The sequence below is a fragment of the Planococcus chinensis genome (genome assembly GCF_042681545.1).
Classification (GTDB): Bacteria; Bacillota; Bacilli; order Bacillales_A; family Planococcaceae; genus Planococcus; species Planococcus chinensis.
This window is the reverse complement of sequence record NZ_JBHUFW010000014.1, coordinates 40,966-62,799: the sequence shown is the minus strand read 5'-3', so window position 1 is coordinate 62,799 and position 21,834 is coordinate 40,966. Positions and strand designations below refer to the sequence as shown.

Annotated in this window: 21 protein-coding genes and 1 riboswitch; of the genes, 8 read left to right on the top strand and 13 right to left on the bottom strand. The window is 50.1% G+C overall.

Going from position 1 to position 21,834, the window contains the following annotated elements; translation table 11 throughout:
• Positions 1-99: 99 nt before the first annotated feature.
• The 4 genes from ACFSDB_RS16920 to ACFSDB_RS16905 all read right to left on the bottom strand — a co-directional run bounded on the left by ACFSDB_RS16920 (position 100) and on the right by ACFSDB_RS16905 (position 4,488).
• Positions 100-1,080: a class I SAM-dependent methyltransferase gene (locus ACFSDB_RS16920; protein ID WP_204893673.1), complete on the bottom strand. Its 981-nt coding sequence runs from the start codon at positions 1,078-1,080 to the stop codon at positions 100-102.
• Positions 1,077-2,384: an FAD-dependent oxidoreductase gene (locus ACFSDB_RS16915; protein ID WP_204893672.1), complete on the bottom strand. Its 1,308-nt coding sequence runs from the start codon at positions 2,382-2,384 to the stop codon at positions 1,077-1,079. Before ACFSDB_RS16915 ends, ACFSDB_RS16920 begins: the two co-directional genes overlap by 4 nt.
• Positions 2,385-2,485: 101 nt before the next feature.
• Entirely contained in the window at positions 2,486-3,397 is a 912-nt protein-coding gene (locus ACFSDB_RS16910; protein ID WP_204893671.1) for a pseudouridine-5'-phosphate glycosidase, read from the bottom strand.
• The gene (locus tag ACFSDB_RS16905; protein WP_204893670.1) at positions 3,394-4,488 is read right to left on the bottom strand and encodes a carbohydrate kinase; all 1,095 of its coding nucleotides are present in this window, start codon (positions 4,486-4,488) and stop codon (positions 3,394-3,396) included. Before ACFSDB_RS16905 ends, ACFSDB_RS16910 begins: the two co-directional genes overlap by 4 nt.
• A 143-nt stretch (positions 4,489-4,631) precedes the next feature.
• Here ACFSDB_RS16905 and ACFSDB_RS16900 point away from each other — a divergent pair, with 143 nt between their 5' ends.
• From ACFSDB_RS16900 to ACFSDB_RS16885, 4 genes are all read left to right on the top strand, one after another.
• A complete protein-coding gene (locus tag ACFSDB_RS16900) occupies positions 4,632-5,864 on the top strand; it encodes an aminopeptidase (protein WP_204893669.1) in 1,233 nt (410 codons plus the stop codon).
• A gap of 85 nt (positions 5,865-5,949) precedes the next feature.
• Positions 5,950-6,090, top strand: coding sequence for a hypothetical protein (locus ACFSDB_RS16895; RefSeq protein WP_204893668.1), 141 nt, complete (start codon positions 5,950-5,952; stop codon positions 6,088-6,090).
• Positions 6,091-6,336: 246 nt separating this feature from the next.
• On the top strand, positions 6,337-7,344 hold the full coding sequence (mreBH, locus tag ACFSDB_RS16890; RefSeq protein WP_204893667.1) for a rod-share determining protein MreBH: 1,008 nt from the start codon (positions 6,337-6,339) through the stop codon (positions 7,342-7,344).
• Positions 7,345-7,460: 116 nt separating this feature from the next.
• A complete protein-coding gene (locus ACFSDB_RS16885) occupies positions 7,461-8,027 on the top strand; it encodes a beta-class carbonic anhydrase (RefSeq protein WP_204893666.1) in 567 nt (188 codons plus the stop codon).
• Positions 8,028-8,035: 8 nt separating this feature from the next.
• Here the strand turns inward: ACFSDB_RS16885 and ACFSDB_RS16880 are convergent, their stop codons facing one another.
• The 3 genes from ACFSDB_RS16880 to ACFSDB_RS16870 all read right to left on the bottom strand — a co-directional run bounded on the left by ACFSDB_RS16880 (position 8,036) and on the right by ACFSDB_RS16870 (position 10,952).
• Positions 8,036-8,518: a DinB family protein gene (locus ACFSDB_RS16880; RefSeq protein ID WP_204893665.1), complete on the bottom strand. Its 483-nt coding sequence runs from the start codon at positions 8,516-8,518 to the stop codon at positions 8,036-8,038.
• Between the two features lie 84 nt (positions 8,519-8,602).
• A complete protein-coding gene (locus ACFSDB_RS16875) occupies positions 8,603-9,151 on the bottom strand; it encodes a GNAT family N-acetyltransferase (protein ID WP_204893664.1) in 549 nt (182 codons plus the stop codon).
• A gap of 1 nt (position 9,152) precedes the next feature.
• Entirely contained in the window at positions 9,153-10,952 is a 1,800-nt protein-coding gene (locus ACFSDB_RS16870) for a M3 family oligoendopeptidase (RefSeq protein WP_204893663.1), read from the bottom strand.
• 220 nt (positions 10,953-11,172) lie between these two features.
• On the opposite strand from ACFSDB_RS16870, the gene ACFSDB_RS16865 reads away from it, so the two are divergent.
• Positions 11,173-11,892, top strand: a complete 720-nt coding sequence (locus ACFSDB_RS16865; RefSeq protein ID WP_204893662.1) for a tryptophan-rich sensory protein — start codon at positions 11,173-11,175, stop codon at positions 11,890-11,892.
• 663 nt (positions 11,893-12,555) lie between these two features.
• On the opposite strand, the gene map is transcribed toward ACFSDB_RS16865, so the two are convergent.
• On the bottom strand, positions 12,556-13,308 hold the full coding sequence (gene map, locus ACFSDB_RS16860) for a type I methionyl aminopeptidase (protein ID WP_204893661.1): 753 nt from the start codon (positions 13,306-13,308) through the stop codon (positions 12,556-12,558).
• A gap of 80 nt (positions 13,309-13,388) precedes the next feature.
• Entirely contained in the window at positions 13,389-13,964 is a 576-nt protein-coding gene (gene thiT, locus ACFSDB_RS16855) for an energy-coupled thiamine transporter ThiT (RefSeq protein ID WP_204893660.1), read from the bottom strand.
• 98 nt (positions 13,965-14,062) lie between these two features.
• A riboswitch (TPP riboswitch) is annotated at positions 14,063-14,162 on the bottom strand.
• A gap of 142 nt (positions 14,163-14,304) precedes the next feature.
• Here thiT and ACFSDB_RS16850 point away from each other — a divergent pair.
• Positions 14,305-15,381 carry a M20 family metallopeptidase gene (locus ACFSDB_RS16850; protein ID WP_204893659.1) on the top strand — a complete coding sequence of 359 codons (1,077 nt, stop codon included), beginning with the start codon at positions 14,305-14,307 and terminating at the stop codon, positions 15,379-15,381.
• A gap of 64 nt (positions 15,382-15,445) precedes the next feature.
• On the top strand, positions 15,446-15,577 hold the full coding sequence (locus ACFSDB_RS16845; RefSeq protein WP_377340703.1) for a hypothetical protein: 132 nt from the start codon (positions 15,446-15,448) through the stop codon (positions 15,575-15,577).
• 57 nt (positions 15,578-15,634) lie between these two features.
• Here ACFSDB_RS16845 and ACFSDB_RS16840 read toward each other — a convergent pair whose 3' ends face one another.
• The 4 genes from ACFSDB_RS16840 to ACFSDB_RS16825 form a co-directional block, all read right to left on the bottom strand.
• The gene (locus ACFSDB_RS16840) at positions 15,635-16,546 is read right to left on the bottom strand and encodes an SGNH/GDSL hydrolase family protein (RefSeq protein ID WP_377340700.1); all 912 of its coding nucleotides are present in this window, start codon (positions 16,544-16,546) and stop codon (positions 15,635-15,637) included.
• A 3-nt stretch (positions 16,547-16,549) separates the two neighbouring features.
• Complete coding sequence (locus tag ACFSDB_RS16835) at positions 16,550-17,779, bottom strand: aminopeptidase (RefSeq protein ID WP_204893657.1); 1,230 nt, start codon at positions 17,777-17,779, stop codon at positions 16,550-16,552.
• Positions 17,776-18,936 carry a DEAD/DEAH box helicase gene (locus ACFSDB_RS16830; RefSeq protein ID WP_204893656.1) on the bottom strand — a complete coding sequence of 387 codons (1,161 nt, stop codon included), beginning with the start codon at positions 18,934-18,936 and terminating at the stop codon, positions 17,776-17,778. Before ACFSDB_RS16830 ends, ACFSDB_RS16835 begins: the two co-directional genes overlap by 4 nt.
• A gap of 244 nt (positions 18,937-19,180) precedes the next feature.
• The gene (locus ACFSDB_RS16825) at positions 19,181-20,656 is read right to left on the bottom strand and encodes an MDR family MFS transporter (protein ID WP_204893655.1); all 1,476 of its coding nucleotides are present in this window, start codon (positions 20,654-20,656) and stop codon (positions 19,181-19,183) included.
• A gap of 175 nt (positions 20,657-20,831) precedes the next feature.
• Here ACFSDB_RS16825 and ACFSDB_RS16820 point away from each other — a divergent pair, with 175 nt between their 5' ends.
• Positions 20,832-21,692, top strand: coding sequence for a TetR family transcriptional regulator (locus ACFSDB_RS16820; RefSeq protein WP_204893654.1), 861 nt, complete (start codon positions 20,832-20,834; stop codon positions 21,690-21,692).
• Positions 21,693-21,834 lie beyond the last annotated feature (142 nt).

Sequence of the window (21,834 nt, the reverse complement as noted above, 5' to 3'; positions counted from 1 at the left end):
GGCACAATACCGGAGTCATCTGATCGCAGCGTAAGCTGCAGGGTGCTTTTATTAAACTGTCTAGAAAATGGGGCTCAGTTCAATGCCGCGAGGGATTTTTTATTTTGCATATTGGACAATATACCAGCTGCCTTCTTTGATGACAGTACGGATGCCGAGCATCTTGAGGCCGGCCTCCTCTCCCCACTCCGCGAGTTCTTCACGCGTCGGAAGACGGTACAGGTTATCGAACGAGGAGAAAAAGCTGTTGAAGACATTAGCGAAAGGCGGGTCGTCGACGCGTCCGGCAATCGGCGTCACAACCGACAGAATGCCGCCGTCATTGAGCCAGCTGGCGAGTTCACTGAAAAGCGCCTGGCGTTCTTCCAAATCGATGTAATGGATGACGTTATTGAGCATGACCATGTCGACTGGCTGTGCCGGCTGATAATGCCATAGGTCTGTATTTTCAATTTCTACGTTCTCTATAGAGGCGGTCATTTCTTCCGCTTTTTCCGCTACAGCCGGACTGATTTCAATCCCTTTGAACTGTGTATCGGGGAACCGTTCCGCCAGCTTCTTAATGTAGCCCGCTTCCCCGCAGCCGATATCAAGGACCGTCTTAAAATGGTTTTCCCGGATCTTTTTCGACATTTTCGGCATCGCCAGAACTTCGAGCAGCCGGCTGGTTTCCGCTACGGTCGGCGCATGCTTCTCCTCGTCGAAATGGCTGCGCTTCTTCTCGCGCATCATCTCGGGATATTGCAGAAGCGTCGGAATGTGCAATTCCATCATTTCCTTGAGCAGCACGCCGGAAGAATTATCGCCTTTCGGCTTCGGCAGTTTCCAGGCGTTCGCTATTTTATAGCGGCCGCGCCCCGCTTCTTTCAAGTGGCCGATCGACAGGCCGACCATGATCCACTGTTCCAGCAGGTCATCATCCAGGCTGAGGGCATCAGCCACATCGAATTTGCTCATTGGCCGATCGAATGCCCTGAACAAATCAAGTTCATATCCTACATAGGCGTGCCAGCTATAAAGGAACGGTTCGTTCCGTTTCATGTACATCCTTGCTTTGAACATCTTCATAACATCTATCATTGGAGTCCCTCCACTTTCCACGGGTAATCATCATTTTCAGTAAAATATTTCAGTTCTTTCCGGTCGGGGTCCAGGTCCTTCACACGCTTCGGGATGAGGCCGCCCTGGATGAACCGGTCCCGGACATTTTCTTTCCACATGCCAAGCCCCGATACATTCAGCATCTGCTTAAAGTGGAGGACAGGATCTTCTTCCATCCGTTCAAACGTTTTTTGGCGCAGATAGCTGACTGTTCGGAAAGGGAATGAATAAGCCAGCGCCGCCAGATGGCTAAGCTGCAAAACATGCTCTGCACGGCGGTAGCGCACCTGCTCATACCAAGACAGGTTTTCTGCTGCCAGTTTTCCGTTTGCTTTCATATCCGCCAACAATTCCCCTAAGATATCTGCATCTTGGATCGCCATGTTCATCCCTTCTCCAGCCATCGGATGGACGGCATGGGCGGCGTCTCCAATGATCGCTTTATTGTTTTTTACATAAGCAGGGGCATGGTACATGACCGGAATCATTAATTGGATCTTCTTCCAATCCTGCAGCTGCTGTACATAGCCGTCGACTACTGGCGCCAGATCCGTATACAGTTTATGGAAATGGCTGATCGGCTTTTTCTTTAATTCTTGATAATCGCCCTCCGGAATTAAATAGACGCTTCTGACTTGCTGGTCGGGCAAAGGAAACAACCCCAGGAAGCGGTTGTATGTCGAAATGATTTTCCCGTCCTTGAAGTTCTCAGCCCGGGGAAATGTGACGGTCAGAAAATGGTGGTTGTACATGGTCTGTTTGATCTGGATATCCATCGCTTTCCGGGTGACGGACGTCCGCCCTTCCGCTCCGATGAAAAAATCCGCTTCCACATCAAACGTCTCTTTCCCTCGCTGGAGCTGGGCAGCGGTGTCCGTGTAGCCTTTGCAGGCCGTCCCGCTGAAATAGTGGAAGTTCGGAAAACTCGATGCCGCTTTCAACATGATCGATTTCAATTCCTCATGATGCACCATGTAAGCAGCATCATACTTTCCGGGCAATACACTATAATCCATGAATGACTGATCGCGTACTTTTAAAGAACTCGACAGTTCAAGCATATCCAGCACCTTGATTTCATTGGACCGGCTGCATATTTCGTCGAAAAGGCCAAGCCCATCGAAAATCTGCATGCTTTTTGGCTGCAGCAATTCGCCTTTATAGACAGGAGCCTTGTTTGAAAGCCGCTCTGCGACGACCACATCGACTCCACGGTTGGCCAATTTCAGGGCCAGCGCCAAACCGCCTACCCCTCCACCACTGATGAATACATCTGTTTTCATGCATTTCAGCTCCTTGCTTTTATCTACCCGATTAGAGCGCCGCTGAAAACAGGACAATAAAAAAGAAGCCCCATTTGGAGGGACTTCTTGTAAATTCCTTCTTATAGCCCATTAAGTTCTACAGCCAATTGGGCGCCGACTTTCGCATTGTATTTCACCAGTTCAATATTCGCTACAAGGCTTGAGCCGCCTGTCAGTTCTTTCACTTTTCCAAGAAGGAACGGAGTGACTTGTTTGCCGGAGATGCCGCCTTCAACCGCTTCTTTCATCGCTTGGTCAATGATGCCGTTGATGAATGAAGCTTCCAGCGCATGTTCGGCAGGAATCGGGTTGGCAATTACTGCACCTCCGTCAAGGCCCAGATCCCATTGTGCTTTCAAGACTGCTGCCATCGTCGCAACGTCCTCCGCGCGGAACGACAGATCGAATTCGCTTTCGCGTGTATAGAAAGCAGGCATCTTGTCTGTCTGGTAGCCGATGACCGGCACGCCTTTCGTTTCCAGGTATTCAAGTGTCAGGCCGATATCCAAAATCGATTTCGCGCCTGCGCAGACAACGGCGACACCCGTGTTTGCCAGCTCTTCCAAGTCTGCAGAAATATCCATCGTCGTTTCAGCGCCGCGGTGGACACCGCCGATGCCGCCAGTCGCAAATACTCGGATGCCGGCAAGTTCCGCACAGATCATGGTTGCAGCCACTGTAGTCGCTCCGATTTTCTTTGTGGCAATCAATTGGCCGATGTCGCGGCGTGAAACTTTCGCTACATCCGGGCTGTTGCCCAGCAACTCGAGTTCATCTGCTGACAAACCGATTTTAATCTTGCCGTCCATGATGGCGATTGTAGCCGGTACCGCTCCGTTTTCACGGATGATGTCTTCAACAATGCGGGCTGTCTCCACGTTTTGCGGATACGGCATGCCGTGTGAAATGATTGTCGATTCCAGAGCCACCACCGGGCGGTTATTGTCCATTGCTTCCTGTACTTCTGTTGAATATGAAATCATTGTTTTCATAAAATCTCCTCCAGTTCTTTTTGTAGGTTCTCTGCGGATAAGGTGCTGCGGACGGTCAATTCGCTTTGAAGCGTCTTGGCCGCATTGACCAGCCCTGCATTTATTATTTCCTTCAATGGCAATTTTTCCATCACAGCATGGATCAAGCCGCCCGAAAATGCGTCGCCTGCTCCTGTTACATCCACTACCGCTGGCACCGTGTGCGCAGCAAAATGGCGGATCCCTTCGATGTTGCCGGCAACGACACCGTCGCCGCCGCCGGTAATCACGATATTCTGTACACCGTGCTCCATCAGTTTTTCACAGGCTGCGCGCCATTCATCCGGCGTCTCGACAGGAGTTCCCAGATAGCGGGCTGCCTCGCCGCGATTGAGGATCAGCCACGAAATGCCGGAAAGATCCGGTCCAAGCCTGTCCATTTTCGGTTCTGAGACCGGGATGACTGCAAGAGGAATATCCCTTGCCTTTGCCAGCCTCTGAATATAGCCGATGGTCTCTTTCGGGCAGTTCAAATCGGCAACGAGGAAACTTGCTCCCATAAGCACGGCCTCGCTGCGCTTGATGTACTCTGGCGTCATGGAGTCGTAGATGGCCATATCCGCCAGCGCCAAGACCAATTCGCCGTCCGGTTGAAGAACAGCAGTATATGTGCCTGTCGCCAGCCCTTCCAGCGCCTTCGTCAATTCAAGGCTCATAAAAGGCGCTGACTGCTCTTCGATCAATCGCCATTCCGGATCGTTTCCTGCAATGGACAGCAATTTGACCGGATGGCCAAGCCTGCCGAGATTCTCCGCCACGTTGCGGGCTACTCCGCCGACGCTTCCGCTAGCAGAAGCAGGATTCGATGTTGCCATCTGGACCGGTTGGCTGAGGCGGAACTTGCGATCGACGTTGGCGCCGCCGATCGAAACTACCACCCCTTCTTCTGGGAGCACATATGCACGCCCTGCAATTTTCCCTTTCCGGATCAATCCGGAAATCAGATTGGCTACTGACGGCCTTGAAAGGTTCAATTGTTCGGCCATTTCCTGCTGCGAAAGGTAGGGATTCCTGCGAAGAAGCGCCAGCACTTCCAACTCTTTTTTAAGCATTTCCACCGCCCCTTTACAAACATTTGTTTATATCATAAACAATTATAATTAAATTTGCAAGCAGTATCCTTCTTTCTTTTTTAAAACGTTGCCAGGTCATTCTGAACATTGCTAAAATAGAAAAGATGAAAGGGGAGATTTAATTGACATCATTTAACGAGAAATTGGCGCGCTATGCAGAACTTGCGGTGAACGTCGGCGTCAACGTGCAGCCGGGTCAGCAGATTTATATCGTGGCTTCATTGGAGGCTGCTCCGTTTGTCCGCTTGGTCACTAAAAAAGCATATGAAGCCGGCGCAAAGCAGGTCCATGTCGACTGGCAGGACGATGAAGTGACGCGCCTGCGCTTTGAACTTGCGCCGGAAGATTCGTTCAGCGAGTATCCTGCATGGAAAGTGCAGGAGCGGGAGCAATTGGCTGAAGGCGGAGCTGCTTTTATCAGCATCGTTTCCCAAAGCCCGGATCTGTTGAAAGGAATTGAATCGAAACGCATCGCCGCTTTCCAGAAAGCAGCTGGAACGGCGCTAAATAAATATCGCCAATATGTACAGTCCGACAAAATCAGTTGGACCGTCTTGGCAGCGGCTTCACCCGACTGGGCAGCCAAAGTGTTTGCAGAACTGCCGGCAGAACAGCAGATGGATGCCTTGTGGGAAGCTATTTTCAAAGCCGTGCGTGCAGACTTGGCCGACCCGGTGGAAGAATGGAAAAAACACGATCAATTGCTGCATACAAAAGTGGATTATTTAAACAGCAAAAAATACGCGAAACTGCATTACACTTCGCCGAATACGGACCTGGAAGTTGCATTGCCAAAAGGCCATCTCTGGTGCGGCGCAGGTTCTATCAATGAAAAAGGCGATGCATTCATGGCGAACATGCCGACGGAAGAAGTGTTCACTGTACCTGATAAGGAAGGCGTCAATGGCTATGTGTCCAGCACAAAACCGTTGAGCTACGGCGGCAACATCATCGACGATTTCAAAGTGACATTCGAAAACGGCCGCATCGTCGAGGTCACAGCAGCACAAGGCGAAGAAGTCTTGAAAGAATTGGTGGCTACTGATGAAGGGTCGCATTACTTGGGTGAAGTGGCTTTGGTGCCGCATCACTCGCCGATTTCCAATTCGAACATCCTGTTCTACAATACTTTGTTCGATGAAAACGCGTCGAACCATTTTGCCATCGGCAGCGCTTACGCCTTTTGCCTTGAAGGCGGAAAAACGATGAGTTCGGATGATTTGCTTGCGCACGGCTTGAACCAAAGCATCACCCATGTCGACTTCATGGTCGGCTCAGAGAAAATGGACATTGACGGCGTGCTTGAAGACGGCACGCGCGAGCCGCTGTTCCGCAATGGAAACTGGGCGTTCTAAGCCTCACGAATTCGACACTTAATTTTTTGCCGGTTATCATGTATACTAAAGAATGATAACGGCAGATGAAGGAGGAGTTATTCCTATGTTAGAAGGCGTCGTGGTAGTTCTTGGTTTTATGGTTGTTATCTTCTTGTTCTTCTTTACGCTTCTGCATTTCCTTGGCAGAGAGCTTCATTCACATGATGCAGAGCATGTAGATCCGCTACCGAAAAAGAGATATTGAGAAAGAGTCCGTTTTCCGCTCAGGGAACGGGCTTTTTTTCTTTTGTTGTACGACTTTTTTATTACATTTTCAAATCATTTATTTTACATAACAATAACATTCCGGGTCTTTTGGTATGTAATTATCCCTGCATTTCCAACATAAGACCTTTCTAATGTATCATTTTGTTGTTTCGTTCTTTTTACATCATTTTTTACATGGTAAAATGCAAAATGGTACTTGTTTATTATTAGGAGGAGTTTAGGCATGTTTTCTTCAACAGACATCGGGATTGACTTAGGAACAGCAAATATTTTAGTATACACAAAATCAAAAGGCATTATTTTAAATGAACCTTCAGTGGTAGCACTTGATACAAAATCAGGACGGGTCATTGCCATCGGCGAAGACGCCAAAGCGATGATTGGGAAAACTCCCGGTTCGATCCGCGTTGTGCGCCCGTTAAAAGACGGCGTCATCGCAGACTTCGACGTCACGACTGAATTATTGAAGATTGTCATGCAAAAAGCAGCAAAACAAATGGGCACTTCGTTCCGCAAGCCGAATGTGATGATCTGCACACCTTCGGGCGCAACTTCTGTAGAACGCCGCGCTATCCATGACGCCGTGAAACAAAGCGGTGCAAAGTCCGTCCATCTGATTGAAGAGCCTGTCGCAGCAGCAATCGGCGCTGACCTTCCGGTGAGCGAACCGATTGCCAGCGTCATCGTTGATATCGGCGGCGGTACAACTGAAGTCGGAATCATTTCTTTCGGAGGCGTCGTTTCAGCCAATACGGTGAAAGTTGCCGGCGACCGGATGGACGAAGACATCATCCAGTATGTCCGCAAGCATTACAACGTATTGATCGGTGAACGTACTGCCGAAAACATCAAGAAAGAAATCGGCTATGCCCTGGTTCCGCACAAATCCGAAACAATGGAAATCCGCGGACGCGATATCATGACCGGCCTTCCGAAAATCGTGACATTGACATCTACGGAAATCCAGGAAACACTGAAAGAGTCATTGCTTGCGATTCTGGAATGCATCCGCGCAACGCTAGAAAACTGCCCGGCTGAATTGTCCGGCGACATCGTCGACCAAGGCGTTGTGATCACAGGCGGCGGCGCATTGCTGAAAGGCATGCAAGAATGGCTGTCAAAAGAGATTTCCGTGCCTGTACATATTGCACCGAATCCTTTAGAATCTGTCGCAATCGGCACTGGCCGTTCACTGGTGATGCTCAGCAAATTAGAAAAAATCCCTCGTTAACCCATTCAGCCCGGCAAACCAGTCGGGCTGTTTTTTTTTTTGGCTTCAGCTGCAAGTCGAATTTTTTCCCGAAATGGATTACACTAATAGAAAAGGCTTTCAAGGAGGAAATAATGATGTCAATGTTGAACCAGATCTTGGAATACAATACGGAATTTGTTGAAAACAAAGAGTATGAACAGTTTATCACCACAAAATTCCCTGACAAAAAAATCGTCATCCTTACGTGCATGGACACCCGCCTATTCGAAATGCTGCCGAAAGCGATGAATTTAAAGAACGGCGACGTGAAAATCGTCAAAAGTGCCGGTGCGGTCATCAACCACCCATTCGGCGGCATCATGCGCAGCTTGTTTGTAGCTGTTTATGAATTGAATGCAGATGAAGTATACATAATCGGCCATTACGATTGCGGCATGTCTGCCATCGATCCCCAGTCGATCCTGAGCAAGATGAAGGCGCGCGGTATCGATGAAAAGACCATCGAAATGATGCGTTATTCGGGTGTTGACCTCGAAGAATGGTTCCGAGGGTTTGACGATGTGACAGAAAGTGTACGCCACAGCGTCAATATGGTCAGAAACCATCCGCTAATGGACAATACAGTTCCGGTCCATGGCCTTGTCATCGACCCCACAACCGGAAAACTTGATTTGATCGTCAATGGAAACGAAAACCGCTGAGAAAATTCTCAGCGGTTTTGTTTTTGGAAATAGAGATAATCCAGCGGGATGCCTTCTTTGCCGAATTGCCGCAGAAAAGAAGTTGCTTGGCCTCTATGGTAGGATGCATGGTTGATGAATGTAAAATGCATCTCTTCTCTCGTACTCCGGAAATGGTCCCCTTTTAAATTGGTGAATTCCAATTCCGCCTGCCATTGTTCCTCAGTGAGCGATGCAAAATACAATTCCATCTCTGCGTGCAGTAGCATAAATGCCTGAATCGCCTTTTCTGTCGTCGATACGTCATATTGCTGAAAAACCGGGCTTTTATTTCCCATCATCCGCTCAAGCCATAATTTTTCGACGCCGATGACATGTGCCGTCATTTTTTCAATGGAAGGGAACGAATTCGCACCTTCCCGTGTATAGATCTCTTCCCCGTACGACTGGATATGCTTCAGAATTTCCACTGCCGCCCATTGATGGTAAGCAAACATCTTATTTCGATCCATGGAGCATCCTCCTTTTTTCGGCTTCTATTCTGAAAACCACCGGACAATTGCGGTCCGCCATTTCCTATAAGCGGCCTTGCCCTTTCAAAATTCGCGCTCAAGTAGCGCGTATTGGTAATGGTCTTCCCACTCGCCGTTGATGTACAAAAATTCACGCAGCAGCCCTTCCTGCTGCATGCCCGACTTCTCAAGCACCCGGATCGATCCGGCGTTCCGGGGCGATACATAAGCCTCGATCCTATGCAGCCGGAGCTGCTCGAATCCGAATGTGAGCACGAGTTTCACTGCTTCCGTCGCGATGCCCTTGCCTGTCGATGCTTTGTCGATCGAATAACCAACAAGCGCACTGAGGAACGGAAGCCGCTTGATGCTGTACAAGGAAATATGGCCAATCATCCGGTCAGTGCCAGGCTCGAAAACCCCGAAGCTGTATTCGCGGTTTTCGCGTGCCTGATAGACCGATTCCCGGATTTTTTCCCGCTGCACCATCGGCGTAAAATAACTGTCCGGGTGGCGGGGTTCATAAATCGACCAGTATTCCCGGTTGCGAAGCAGCAAATGCACCATTTCTTCTGCATCATCCACTGTCAGATTCCGAATATAACAGGCGCGCCCCTCGAATCGTAGATTCATATCAGTTACCGGCAGCAGTCAGCGCATTGAATTCTTCGGCATCCTTCACGCAAAGTGCAATCCCTTTTTCCCAGAAAGCAGGCTGGGTGATGTCTTCCCCGAGATGCTTAAGTGCCAGGTCTTCTGCCGTCATAATCGCTGTGTCGCGGAGGAGTGCCATGTATTTCTCTTCAAAACCGGCGCCTTCTTCGAGCGCTTTTGCGTATACGCTCAAGGAGAACAAATAGCCGAATGTGTAAGGGAAATTGTAGAATGGCACGTACGTGATATAAAAATGCAGCTTCGAAGCCCAGAAATGCGGGTGCAGCGACTTCAATCCGCCGGCAAACCCTTCTTCCTGCGCCTGTGACATCAATTCGTTCAACCGGCCGGCTGAGACGACGCCCTTTTTGCGCTCTTCATAGAAACGTGTTTCAAACAGGAAGCGGGAATGGATGTTCATGAAGAATGCTACACTCCGCTGGACCTTGTCTTCAAGAAGCGCGATCTTCTCATCATTGCTTTGGGCATTTTTAACTGCCGCATCGGCTACAATCATTTCAGCAAAAGTCGAAGCGGTCTCCGCTACATTCATCGCATACGAACGGTTCAACGGGTGTACCGGCCGCAGCGCGTAAGAATGGAATGCATGGCCGAGTTCATGCGCAAGCGTCGCAACGTTCGACATCGATCCGCTGTAGGTCATGAAAATGCGGGATTCCTCCGACATCGGCAAGCTCGTGCAGAATCCGCCGGGGCGCTTGTTCGGACGGTCTTCGGCTTCGATCCAGCCTTTTTCGAAAGCGTCCTGCGCAAACTTCCGGAGTTCTGGCCCGAACTTCCCGAAATGTTCAAGGATAAAGTCAGCGCCTTCCTGGTATGAGAATTTTTGAGTGCTGGCTGTCACAGGGGCATCCACATCAAACCAATCCAGGCCGTTTTTTCCCAAGATTTCCGCTTTGCGGTTCAAATAGTCGACGAACGGCCCTTTGTTGTTGCTGATTGCCCCCCACATCGCATCCAAGGTTTCCTGCTTCATGCGGTTCATATGGAGCGGCTCCTGCAGGACATTGTCCCAGCCGCGCTTTTTATAGATTTCCAGGCGGAAGCCTGCTATCGAGTTCAAGGTTTTGGCAAAGAATTCTTCTTTCCCTGTCCATGCCTCTTCGAGTTTCGTATAGGATTCCTCGCGTACGGCCGGATCGGAGTGGGCACTCAGGTTGTTCGCCTGCCCGACGGATAGCACTTTCTCTTCGCCGTCGACTGTCATGGTGATTTTGATATCCCCCACCAGCATATCGTAAAGTTGGCTCCAGCCATGATAGCCATCCATGCTCAGTGCGTTGATCAGGTTTTCCTCTTTTTCAGAAAGCAGCATTTCCGCTTCTTCGCGCCATTCATTCAATACAAAACCAAACTCCTTGAGTTCATCGGTTTCGAGCAGGCTCTTCCATACAGCATCCTCAGTTCCTGTCAGATCTTTTTGGATTTTCTGCAGCGCAGACTGGAAACGGGATGACAGAGCCGCCGATTCACTTTGCAGAATCCCTGCTTTTTTGTCTTCTGTATTTTGCGCCATCAAACAGCCGATAAAAGCACCAGACTGGCTTAGATGCTGCATCAGCCCTTTGATTTCCTCCAAAAGGCCGGCAATGCGCGGCGCGTCTTCAGCTGATGCCGGCACCTGGAAACTTTGGGCCGCTTTTTCGAATTCTTCCAAGCGCGGCGCTGCCTGGTCCATATGTACGCGCAATTCCGCCGAATCGCTTCCGCCTGGGAAAAGGCTATCCAAGTCCCAGACTTCCGGAAATTTAACTGTCATTCTGTTTCCTCCTGTGGTAAACGAAATTTTCTAAAAACACTTATAAGTATACCATTTTTATTGAACGGGAGGAATAATGGGCCGCGCCGCCTTCCTCTTGTTTGAACTGGAAAAAGTGACGAAACTTTCACAAACTCGCGCCTTTATTGCTTTTTTTGGAAGAAGCTATTTGTTGAACCAATCGATGACAGGTATACTAAATTGAAAGGAGGGATCTGCTATGATTCGGGTATTGTTGATGACGCTCGCTTTCGGAGCCGTTGTCGCTATAAATGCGTTGGCCACTATCCTGCCGCTGAATGGCCAAACGACTGGGGAAATTTCAAACCGGTTGCCCGTGATGATCACACCGGCCGGCTATGTGTTTTCGATCTGGTCTCTCATATATATCCTGTTGGCCCTTTGGATCGCCGGCTTCTGGATTCGTTTGAAAAAAGGAGAAACTCCCTCATCTGAAATTGCATTATATTTCTTATTAAGTGCCGGATTCAACATCGCTTGGATTTTATTGTGGCATTATGAATTCTTCCTCTGGACGCTCGTCGCCATGGTCGGCTATCTGCTTTCCTTGATTGCCCTATATCTGCAGTACAATAATAGCGATCAGAAAGTGACCGAGCGGCTGCCGGTTTCAGTCAATATGGGCTGGATCAGTGTGGCGACCATCACAAATGTTGCTTACATACTGACTTATTTCAATTGGGGCGGCTGGGGCTTGAGCGACCAGCTTTGGACGGTTATCATGCTGACTTTCGGAACCGCGCTCGCACTCCATGTCCGATTCCACCATTCCGACATTCCATTTGCCTTAGTCTTCGTCTGGGCATTCATCGGCATCGCCGTTAAACACGGCACAAGCGAATTGCTCGTCACAACCGCTTCCCTGTTTTTAAGCGGCGTTATTGTGACCGGTGTTCTGCTTATCAAAAAAAGACCTTGAAGGGTCTTTTAAACTGTAGATAAAGTTCAATTGTGATGAATAAAGATGTATAAGCCCGACAGGGTGGGCCACTTCGCTTTCCGTGGGCTCGGCTTCAGTCTCCTCTTCACTGAAAAACCATGCTCCTGTATCGCTGCGCTAGCTTCGTCGCAAAGACTTGGCAGGCCAAGTCTTTCCTGCGGGGCCTTCAGCTCGAGCTGGTCCCACAGGAGTCTCGTGGCCCACCCTATCGGGAGCACCACCTGTATTCAAAAAAAGGAGTAGGACGCTTATTCTGCTTTGTGTAACTAATTACAAGCCGCTTGCTTTATGATCCGGAACGGAAGGCGTCGTCTCCTGCGGGATAGCGAAGTGCGGAAATCCACTCGGACGCCAGTCAATGCTTGACCGAAGCTTGCGAGGGCAAGTATTTGCGACGAGCTTGCGCAGGAGCACAGGTTCTTAGTTAGTTCGGCTCGAGCCCGCGGAAAGCGTCCGCCTGAAGTGGAGGATTCGAGATAGCTCCGCTCATATGAATATTCATTGTTTAAGAGGAATAAATTTTCTTCTGTCTACAAATTAAAAGACCTTAAAAGGTCTTTTTTTGTTTGCGGCAACCTTTCATCCAAAAGAACAGGCTGCAGACGGCCTCGTTATGAGGGAGTCTGCAGCCTGAGAAGCTTTCTAATTATCCAGTTTCGTCAATAGGACCGGTTCGCCTTTTGTAACTATGACTGTATGTTCAATCTGCGCCACCAGCGACTGATCCGGCGTGATAAATGTCCAGCCGTCACCTGATTCGATGATGTGCTCTGCTTTCTGTGAGATAAACGGCTCCACGGCCAGCACCATGCCTTCTTTCAGGATGGTCTTCTCCCATGCATCGTAATAATTCAAAATGTGCTGAGGGGCTTCATGGAGTGATTTCCCGATGCCGTGCCCGGTCAGGTTCTTGATGACAAAAAGGCCCTGCTGCTTCGCTTCGCGCTCCACCGCTTTCCCGATCTGGTTCAGCTTCGCGCCGGCTTTCACTTTCGTCATAGCGAAATCGAAAGCCGATGCTGCCACTTCACAAAGCTTCTCTTTTTCCGCATGGCCCTCGCCGACCACAAAGGAAATCCCTGTGTCCGCAAAATAGCCTTCATAAGAACCCGATACATCAATATTGACCATGTCGCCTTCTTCGATGACGCGTTTGCCGGGAATGCCATGCGCCACCTCTTCGTTTACGCTGATGCACGTATAGCCCGGAAAATCATATTCCGATTTCGGTCCGGATACGCCGCCAAGTTCTGCAAACAGCTTGCCGCCCAATTCATCGATTTCCTTTGTCGTAACACCCGGCTTGGTCGCCGCTTTCATTTCTTCACGGATCTTCGCTACCATCTGTCCGGCTTTTTTTAGCATTTCTATATCTTTTTCAGTCGTCGCAATCATTAAATACCCTTCTTTCAAATTGTCTAAGAAAAATTATACCATATAAAAAGAGGACTATCCTAATGATAGTCCCCTTCCACTTATGCTTTTGCGTCGACGAGTTTCGGGGCTGCGGCAAAGAGTGCCGAGCAGACGAAAGCCGCCAAGAGAAATACCGGAATCATATAGGTTGCGTTGTAGGCAGCGGAATAGATCAGTACATTCCCTTCTGCAAACATTCCGAAGAACAGAATGCCGGTGATCACGTGGGTGATGTACCGCAGAACTGAACCGATCAAAACGCCCAGTACGATAGCTGTGATCATCTTCCCTGTGCGCCTTTCTTCAGCAGCCTGCAGATACCGGCTCCGCATGATTCCCGCAAGGCCTACGACTCCGTAAGCCAGCAAATAATCCAGAATGACTTGCAGCACGACATAGCCGAACGACAGCGGCGTCACCGATATGGTGCCTGTGACGATTTGCAGGAGTCCTACCAACAGCCCGGTCAAGACACCGGCAGCGACGCCTCTTCTGAATGCCATCAGGACAATCGGGATCATGACCAGACTGACAGATCCCCCTTGCGGCATTTTGAAGGCCACAAAATCGAGGATAAACCCGAGGGCGCCAAAAATCGCAATCTCCACCATTAAAATAACCCGTTTATTTCTCATAACTTCCTCCTTATGTGTTGTGCACATCACCAGAAGGGCCGCGCGAATAAAAAACCATATAAAAGCGGCGCCAGGACAGAGCTTGGCGCCGCATAAGGGCCGGTTTCCATCCACATCCCTGCGCAAGTGTTAACTTACAGGTTCAAAGGGTAAGAACAATGTGTTCACTCTCAGCATATAGCTCCCCTTGTGGTGCATACATATTTTGCTTTCACCCCTATTGTACACAAATGCCCGACTTTAAGCAACGCAGTTTCAAGCTGGCCCCAGAGGGTAACAGGTAAGTATGAAGCAAATAGTCGAAAGGTGGTGAAGGCAGCGGAAACATGCGCTGCTGAGTATGATCGAGTTATTGAAAGAGTTAATTAAAATCCAAAGCGACACCAAACAAGGAGCGAACGATGCTCTTCTTTTTTGTGCCGAATGGCTGAAGGAGAAAGGGCAGGAAGTCAAGGTCCATGAAAACAACGGATATATGATGCTGACTGCCGCAAAAGGCCAAGGACAGGACACCATCGTGTGGAACGGGCATGTCGATGTCGTTCCCGGCCATCCGGACCAGTTCGTGCCGATGGAGGAAATGGGGCGCATTTACGGCCGCGGTTCCGCTGATATGAAAGCCGGGGTGGCGGCCATGATGCAGGCTTTCGTCGAACTGGATGGATCCGCGCTCAACCGCATCGTCCAGCTGCACATTGTCACCGATGAAGAAATCGGCGGCCGCAACACCTCAAAATGGCTGGTCGAACAAGGCTACACCGGCAATTTTGTCATATGCGGCGAGCCGACCGGCCTAAAAATCGGCTTGCAGTCAAAAGGAATTCTTCGCATGGATTTGACCTTCAAAGGCAAACCTGCGCACGGCAGCCGCCCATGGGAAGGCATCAACGCCATCGAGTCGGCGATGAAGTTTCATATGGGAATGGCCGATCTGCCTTTCCGCAAGGAATCGACCGAATACTACGAACAGCCGTCGGTCAATTTGCCGATCATCAAAGCGGGAGACCGCTATAACGTCGTTCCCGAAATCTGCGAAATGTCCTATGATATCCGCTTTATGCCGGGCCAGGACAAAGACGAAATTGTTCGGCAGATGGCGGAACTCGCCGAGAACTTGAAGCTGGATATGGAATACAAAGCGAGCGGCTCCACACCCGCTTTGACGACGACCAAAGAAAATCCGTACATTCAATCGCTGCAAAATGCCATCCGTGAAACAGTGGAAACCGAACCTGTCCTGTTCGGTCAGCATGGTGCTGCCGATACCCGCTATTACGCAGCCGTCAACGGCGGCGAAGGCGCGATCGAATTCGGCCCTTCAGGCGATGACTGGCATGGAAACGCCGAATACGCGGACATCTCCAGCATCCATCAATACAAAGACATCCTAAAGCAGCTTGCCGCTGCCCCGCTTTAAGGTTTAACAAGCAGAAAAACCGGGAACAATAAAACATACTCTATCCACGTCAGGAGTGATAAACATGGGAATCGGAAGAATTGTAAAAACAGCCATCAAGTTTGCGCCAATCGCGTATCCAATCATCAAAAAAGTAATGAACAAACAAAAAGCAGGGACTACTTCTACGCGCAGAACGCCTAAGCCAAAGCGTTGATATAAAACACAAAACCCCGCTCCGGATTTTCCGGAGCGGGGTTTTGCATGTTTTCAACTATACATACGGCAATGCCTCACGCAAAGCATAATATTCCTCTTCGAGCCCTTCAGAAGGCCGGCTTGCAGCCGGGTTGCCGGATATGGCACTTTCACGGTCCGATTCCTGCTGGGCCGTGATTTCCTCAAAAGATAAAGGTGCGGCCTTCGGCAATTCCCCGTTTTCCACTTTCCAGCCCTTTTGGTAGCTATCCAAAAAAGCATTGGCCATCGCCTGATAGCCTTTGAAATTCGGATGGACATCCGCCGCATTCGGCACTTTATCCACCGAGTCGTTGCCGAATGCGCCTTGGACCGGCACAAAAACGGCCCCTGCTTTTTCAGCGCTTTGCTTTAAAATGACATTCAGCAGATCAAGCTGTTTTGCAGTTCCCGCTTTTTGGCTTTCACGGGCATGGGGATATGCAAAATAATAGCCCATGACATAAACATCCGCATCCGGTGCCCGCTTTTTCAATTCCGCTAAAATCTCATCCAGGTTCTCCCGCGCATTATTCAATGCAAAGTCGGCCTGGATTTGCGGAAAAGCCAAAGACCCTTGTTCAGAATCGGCCTGCACAAGCCGCAGCAGATCATTTGCGCCGGCTGAAAGCGTAATGATGTTGGCAGAAGCCAACAGGTCTTTCGCTTCTTCCGATTTGACCCGCTCTAGTACATCTTCCGTTGTGAATCCCGGAAACGCCAAATCTTTGGAAAAGAATGCGACCGGTTGCTGGCGTGCCAATTCCTGCGCAATCAGATCGGCATAGCCTGCATCAATCTCTGAATTCGGCGTCTGGCCTGCTGCGAGCGAATCACCCAGCGCTACATAAGCGGCCGGCAATTGGATTTCTGCCGCTGCAGGCAAAGCGCTGAAAGCCAGCAGCACTGCCGTCAAACACGCTATCGTGTATTTTTTCAACCTGCTCACCTCTTAAAATGCCCAGTTCCCGTTCCGGAAAACCGGTTCTCGTGTGCCGTCCTTGTGGATGCCGTCAATATTCATTTCGGCGCTGCCGATCATAAAGTCTTCATGGACAATCGATGTATTCAATCCGATTGATTCGAGCTGCTTCCGCTCCAGATCCCGGCCGCCTTCATAGCAGGTCGGGTAGGAATCGCCAATTGCTAAATGATTCGATGCATTTTCATCGAACAGCGTGTTGAAAAACAGGATATTGGAATCCGAGATTGGCGAATGGTGCGGCACCAATGCTACTTCGCCCAAATACGCGGAGCCTTTATCCGCCTGGAGCATTTCATCAAGCAATTCCTGGCCCGTTTCAGCCTTCGCATTGACGATTTTCCCCTCTTCAAATTCCAGGGTAAACCCGTCGATGATGTTCCCTTGGTAGACGAGCGGTTTCGTATTGCGGACAGTTCCGTTGACGCCGTATTTCAATGGGACAGTGTAAACTTCCTCAGTCGGCATATTGGCAATGAACGCATTGTTCTGCGGTGTTTTGGAAGCGCCGCTCATCCAGATATGCTTGTCCGGAAGTTCGATCGTCAAATCAGTGTCGGGTGCCGTATAGTGCAGCTTGCTGAATCTTTTGCTGTTGAGCTGTCCTGCGCGTGCTTCCAGCAAATCGATATGCTGCTTCCACTGCGCGATGGCATCGCCTTCGCCGATGCGGACAGTTTTGAAGATGGCGTTCCATAGGGCATCGATCCCCTCAGCGGCTTCTAGATCCGGGAACACTTTTCCCGCCCATTCCTTGGACGGGATCGCAATGATCGACCAGGCAATCTTGTCGGTGCCGACGGCTTGCCGGTAACGCTCCAACGCGCGGCCGGCAGACTTCTGCGAATCCGAGAGGCGCTTGGCCGGGATGCCGGTCAAAAGATCCGGATCTTCTGCATCGATCCACAAAAATGATCCCCCAGTATCGATGATTTCATCGCGCTGGGCGACCGACCATGCCGGGTATTCATGGAATGCTTCATCCGGCGCCATCTCAAAATGCATCCGGGTCTGTACCGGATCCGTGTAATTGACATGGACGCGCTTGGCCCCTGCTTCGTAGGCCTTCTTCACGACAAGGCGCGTAAACTCAAGCGTATCGACCGTTGTATTGATCATGATGATCTGGCCTTTTTGGACATTCAATCCGACCTGCACAGCCAGCTCCGCGTACTGCTCCAATTTTTCCTGGAAACTCATCTTTTATTCCCCTTTTCGGAAATGGTTTTGCTATTGCCTTCCACTAGCTGGCCGCCATGGAGGATTTTCTGGACCGGTTTTGACGGAAGCTCCTTGGTGAATTTCTTGTAATGGCGTTCATCGACATAAGCCAAGAGCGTCAAAACTTCGCCATCAGCCCCTGCTCTGCCTGTACGGCCGGAGCGGTGCTGGTATTGCTCGATGGTCTGCGGGACATCGACGTGGATGACGTGAGTCACGGCATCGATGTCCAATCCGCGGGCTGCCACTTCTGTCGCAATCAGCATTGCCACTTCGCCTTTACGGAACCCTTCGAGCGCTTTTTTGCGCTCCTCTTTTTTCATCTCGGAATGGAGGGCGACGATTTTTGCATCACGGAATTTCAATTTGTTTTCTTTCATCAGCAGCTGATCCAGATTATTGACAAACGCCAGTGCTTTTACGCCCTCGATGTTCGAGATTTTCCGAAGGGCTTCGGTTTTGTCCCGCTCATCCACTTTGATGAATGAATGGACAACTTTGCCCTGCATCGGCAAATCGGACGCCGCCACTTGGAGCCTCGTCGGATGCTTCATCAAGCGGTCAGCCACCAATTCCACTTCATCAGTGATTGTCGCGGATACCAGGACAAGCTGGCGCTCGTGCTGGGTTTTCTCGATCAGATCCTTCATGACATTGCGGTGTTCGCGCGCCATCAACTGGTCGCCTTCATCGAGGACCAAAATCCGGATTTCATGCATTTTCAGCTTTTTGCTTTTCACGAGCTCGTTCAGACGCCCGGGAGTCCCGACGACGATCGTCGGTTTTTTCTTCAGCTTTTCCAATTGGCGCTGCACATTGGCGCCGCCGATCAATTGGGCGACGGTTACGTCAGTGCCTTCAGTCCACTCTCTTACAACATTGACGATCTGCATCGACAATTCCTGGGACGGTGCGATGATCATCGCCTGGATTGCTGGTTTGGCCGGGTTCACGCGCTGCAGGATCGGCAATAAATAGGCAAGCGTCTTGCCGGAACCGGTCGGGGATTCCGCCACGATATCGTTCCCTGCAAGCATTTCCGGAATCATCTGCTCCTGGATCGGCATTGCATGTTCAAAACCGGCCTTTTCCCATTTTTCCTGCCAAATCGGATTTAATTCTTTAATAAAATTCATGTCTAATTCCACCTTCTTTTCGATGCTAATAGTGTACCATATTTGGCGTTTCGCCGCTTTTTTTAACAAAAATGGCCACGCACTTCTGTACGGGCTCCGGGATCCCGTTTTATCCGGATAAGCCAGAACAATGTTTGCATGAGCCGACCTTCTGCAGCCAGCGCTTGCCTCCTGTTCAAGGCGCGCCGAAGCCCGATTTTCCGACAGAAAAAGCTGACCCGTTTCCGGATCAGCTTTTTCTCTTTCATTCAGTGACTTCTTTCCGTGCATAGACGATTTCCTTTTCCTTCTCCATTTCCGAATCGGGTCTGGCGGGCTTTTTGATGAATAAAGCGAGGCCAAATGCCACAAGCGCGATGAATGTCGAGACGAAGAACGAAAAGTTGATGCCTTCAAGCATCGCCAAATTGACAATGTCTGCAGGGTTTGTGCCGCTCGCCGCCAAGTCTTTCGCGGCAGATTCGGTACGGGCATTCATGATCGAAATCAGGAACGCCGAACCGACTGCCCCCGCCACTTGCTGGAGCGTGTTGTTGATGGCCGTTCCATGCGGATAGGATTTCACCGGCAGTGTATTCAAGCCATTTGTCATGACCGGCATCATGACCAGTGAAATGCCGAACATGCGGAGCGTATAGATCAGCATGATGCTGATGAAACTGGAATCCAGGCTCAATTGGCTGAACATATAAGTCGTTGCCACAACAATGGCCAGACCCGGGATGGCGAGGACTTTAGCGCCGTACTTATCGAATAGCCGTCCATTGATCGGCGACATCGCTCCCATGACAAGTGCACCTGGCAGCATCAGCAGGCCTGAGTCGATCGGCGAAATGCCTTTGATGGTCTGGATGTAGATCGGCATCAGGATCATAGCCGAGAACATGGACATTGAGACCACGACCGAGATGGCGGACGACAAGGCGAACATCGGATATTTGTAGATTCGGATTTGCAACAGCGGTTCATCCAGCTTTAACTGCCGGAAGATGAATAGGATCAGCGAGACGATCCCGATGCCGATGGTCCCCATGACCACCGGATCGGTCCAGCCAGATGTACCGGCAGAACTGAATCCATACAGGATGCCGCCGAAGCCCAAGCTCGAAAGAACCAAGGAAGCTTGGTCCAGCGACAGCTCCCGGTTCTGGAACGTCAGGTTCTTCAATTTGAAGATGCCGAGCGCCAGCGGCACCAGCGCAATCGGCAGCACCATCCAGAACAGGACGCGCCACGAATAATGTTCAATGATGAATCCTGATAATGTCGGGCCGATCGCAGGCGCAACGACCATGACCAAACCGAAGATGCCCATAGCAGAACCACGTTTTTCAATCGGAAAAGCGGCTAGCATGACATTCATCAATAGCGGCATCATCAAAGCGGCACCCGCTGCCTGGACCATGCGGCCGGCAAGCAGAATGCTGAAGGCTGGCGCTACAGCAGCCAACAGCGTCCCTAAAGCGAAAAGCGACATGGCCGCAATGAAAATCGACCGGTTTGAATAGCGTTGGATCAGGTAAGCGCTCGCAGGAATCAGGATTCCGTTGACGAGCATATAGGCGGTCACCAGCCATTGGGCTGTAGAGGGTTCAATGCCGAAGTCCAGCATAATTGACGGCAGCGCGATATTCAGCAGGGTCTGGTTGAAGATGGCCACAAAAGCTCCGGTAAAAAGTATGGCGATAATGCCGTAAGGCGGTTTTTTCTGTTCTTTCATTCTATTTTTTCCTCCATCTATCCTTGTGTTTTTCATAATGCTCTAACTCCATTGCATCATTCTATACCGTCAGTCTATTTTAATCAAGAAAAATATACCGACAGTATAAAAGAATTGATATGAAAGGGTTTTCGCGGTATGATGACACTAGACTATGAGTATAAAGGTGGAGCAAATGAACTCAAAAAAACAGAACATCATCAATGCCGCCTATGCCCTTTTCATCAATAAAGGTTATAACGCTTCCTCGATTCAGGACATCCTTGATGAAGCCGGCGTTTCCAAAGGGACGTTCTACAATTACTTCACGTCCAAGACCGAATGCCTGATGGCCATCATGGACTCCATTGGCAGCGAAATCCGTCAGAAGCGCATGGCAGCCGCGGCTGATAAACCGATAAATGATCCTCAAGTGCTCGCCGACCAGCTGAGCATCCGCATCCAGCTGAACCAGGAAAAGAATTTGTTTTCCTTGTACGAAAGCATTTTTTACTCCCAGGACAAGGAACTGAAGGAGTTTTCCAAAGGAACTTACCTGAAAGAGCTTGATTGGCTCACGTCCCGGATCATCGACATCTTCGGGAAAGAAGCGGAACCTTACGCCCTCGACAATGCCGCTATCCTCCACGGATCCATCCAGCAGCTGGTCCATATCTGGAAGCTGACCTCGAACGAAGACTTGCCGACGGACAGATTGGCGGCATTCGTCGTACGGCGGCTGGAAGTTTCTATCGCGTCCCAAATCGCATCAGGCGAGCGCTTTATCCAAGCAATGGAACTATCCCCTGAAAAGATGGGCGAGAACTTGACGCTCGAAGAATTGGGGACCCAATTGGACACATACAGCCGGTTGCTTGAGGAAGATGAAGAAACCCGGCAGCTTATCTCGTTCCTTGCTGAAGAACTGCATTTGGAAAAGCCGCGGAAAGCGGTGGTCCAAAGCGTCCTGGGAACACTCGCGAACAATGTGCCGCATGAAGCGGAAATCCTGATTTTGCTTGAGCAAGTCTGGAAAAAAGTAGCGAAGCTTGAATAGAAAAAGGCAGAGCCCGATTTGGGCTCTGCCTGAGCTTGTAGACAAAAGAGTAATTGTTCAATTAGATGAATAAAACTAATGGAAGCTGTATTGGATCCTCCACTTCAGGCGGACGCTTTCCGCGGGCTCGCGCCGAACTAAC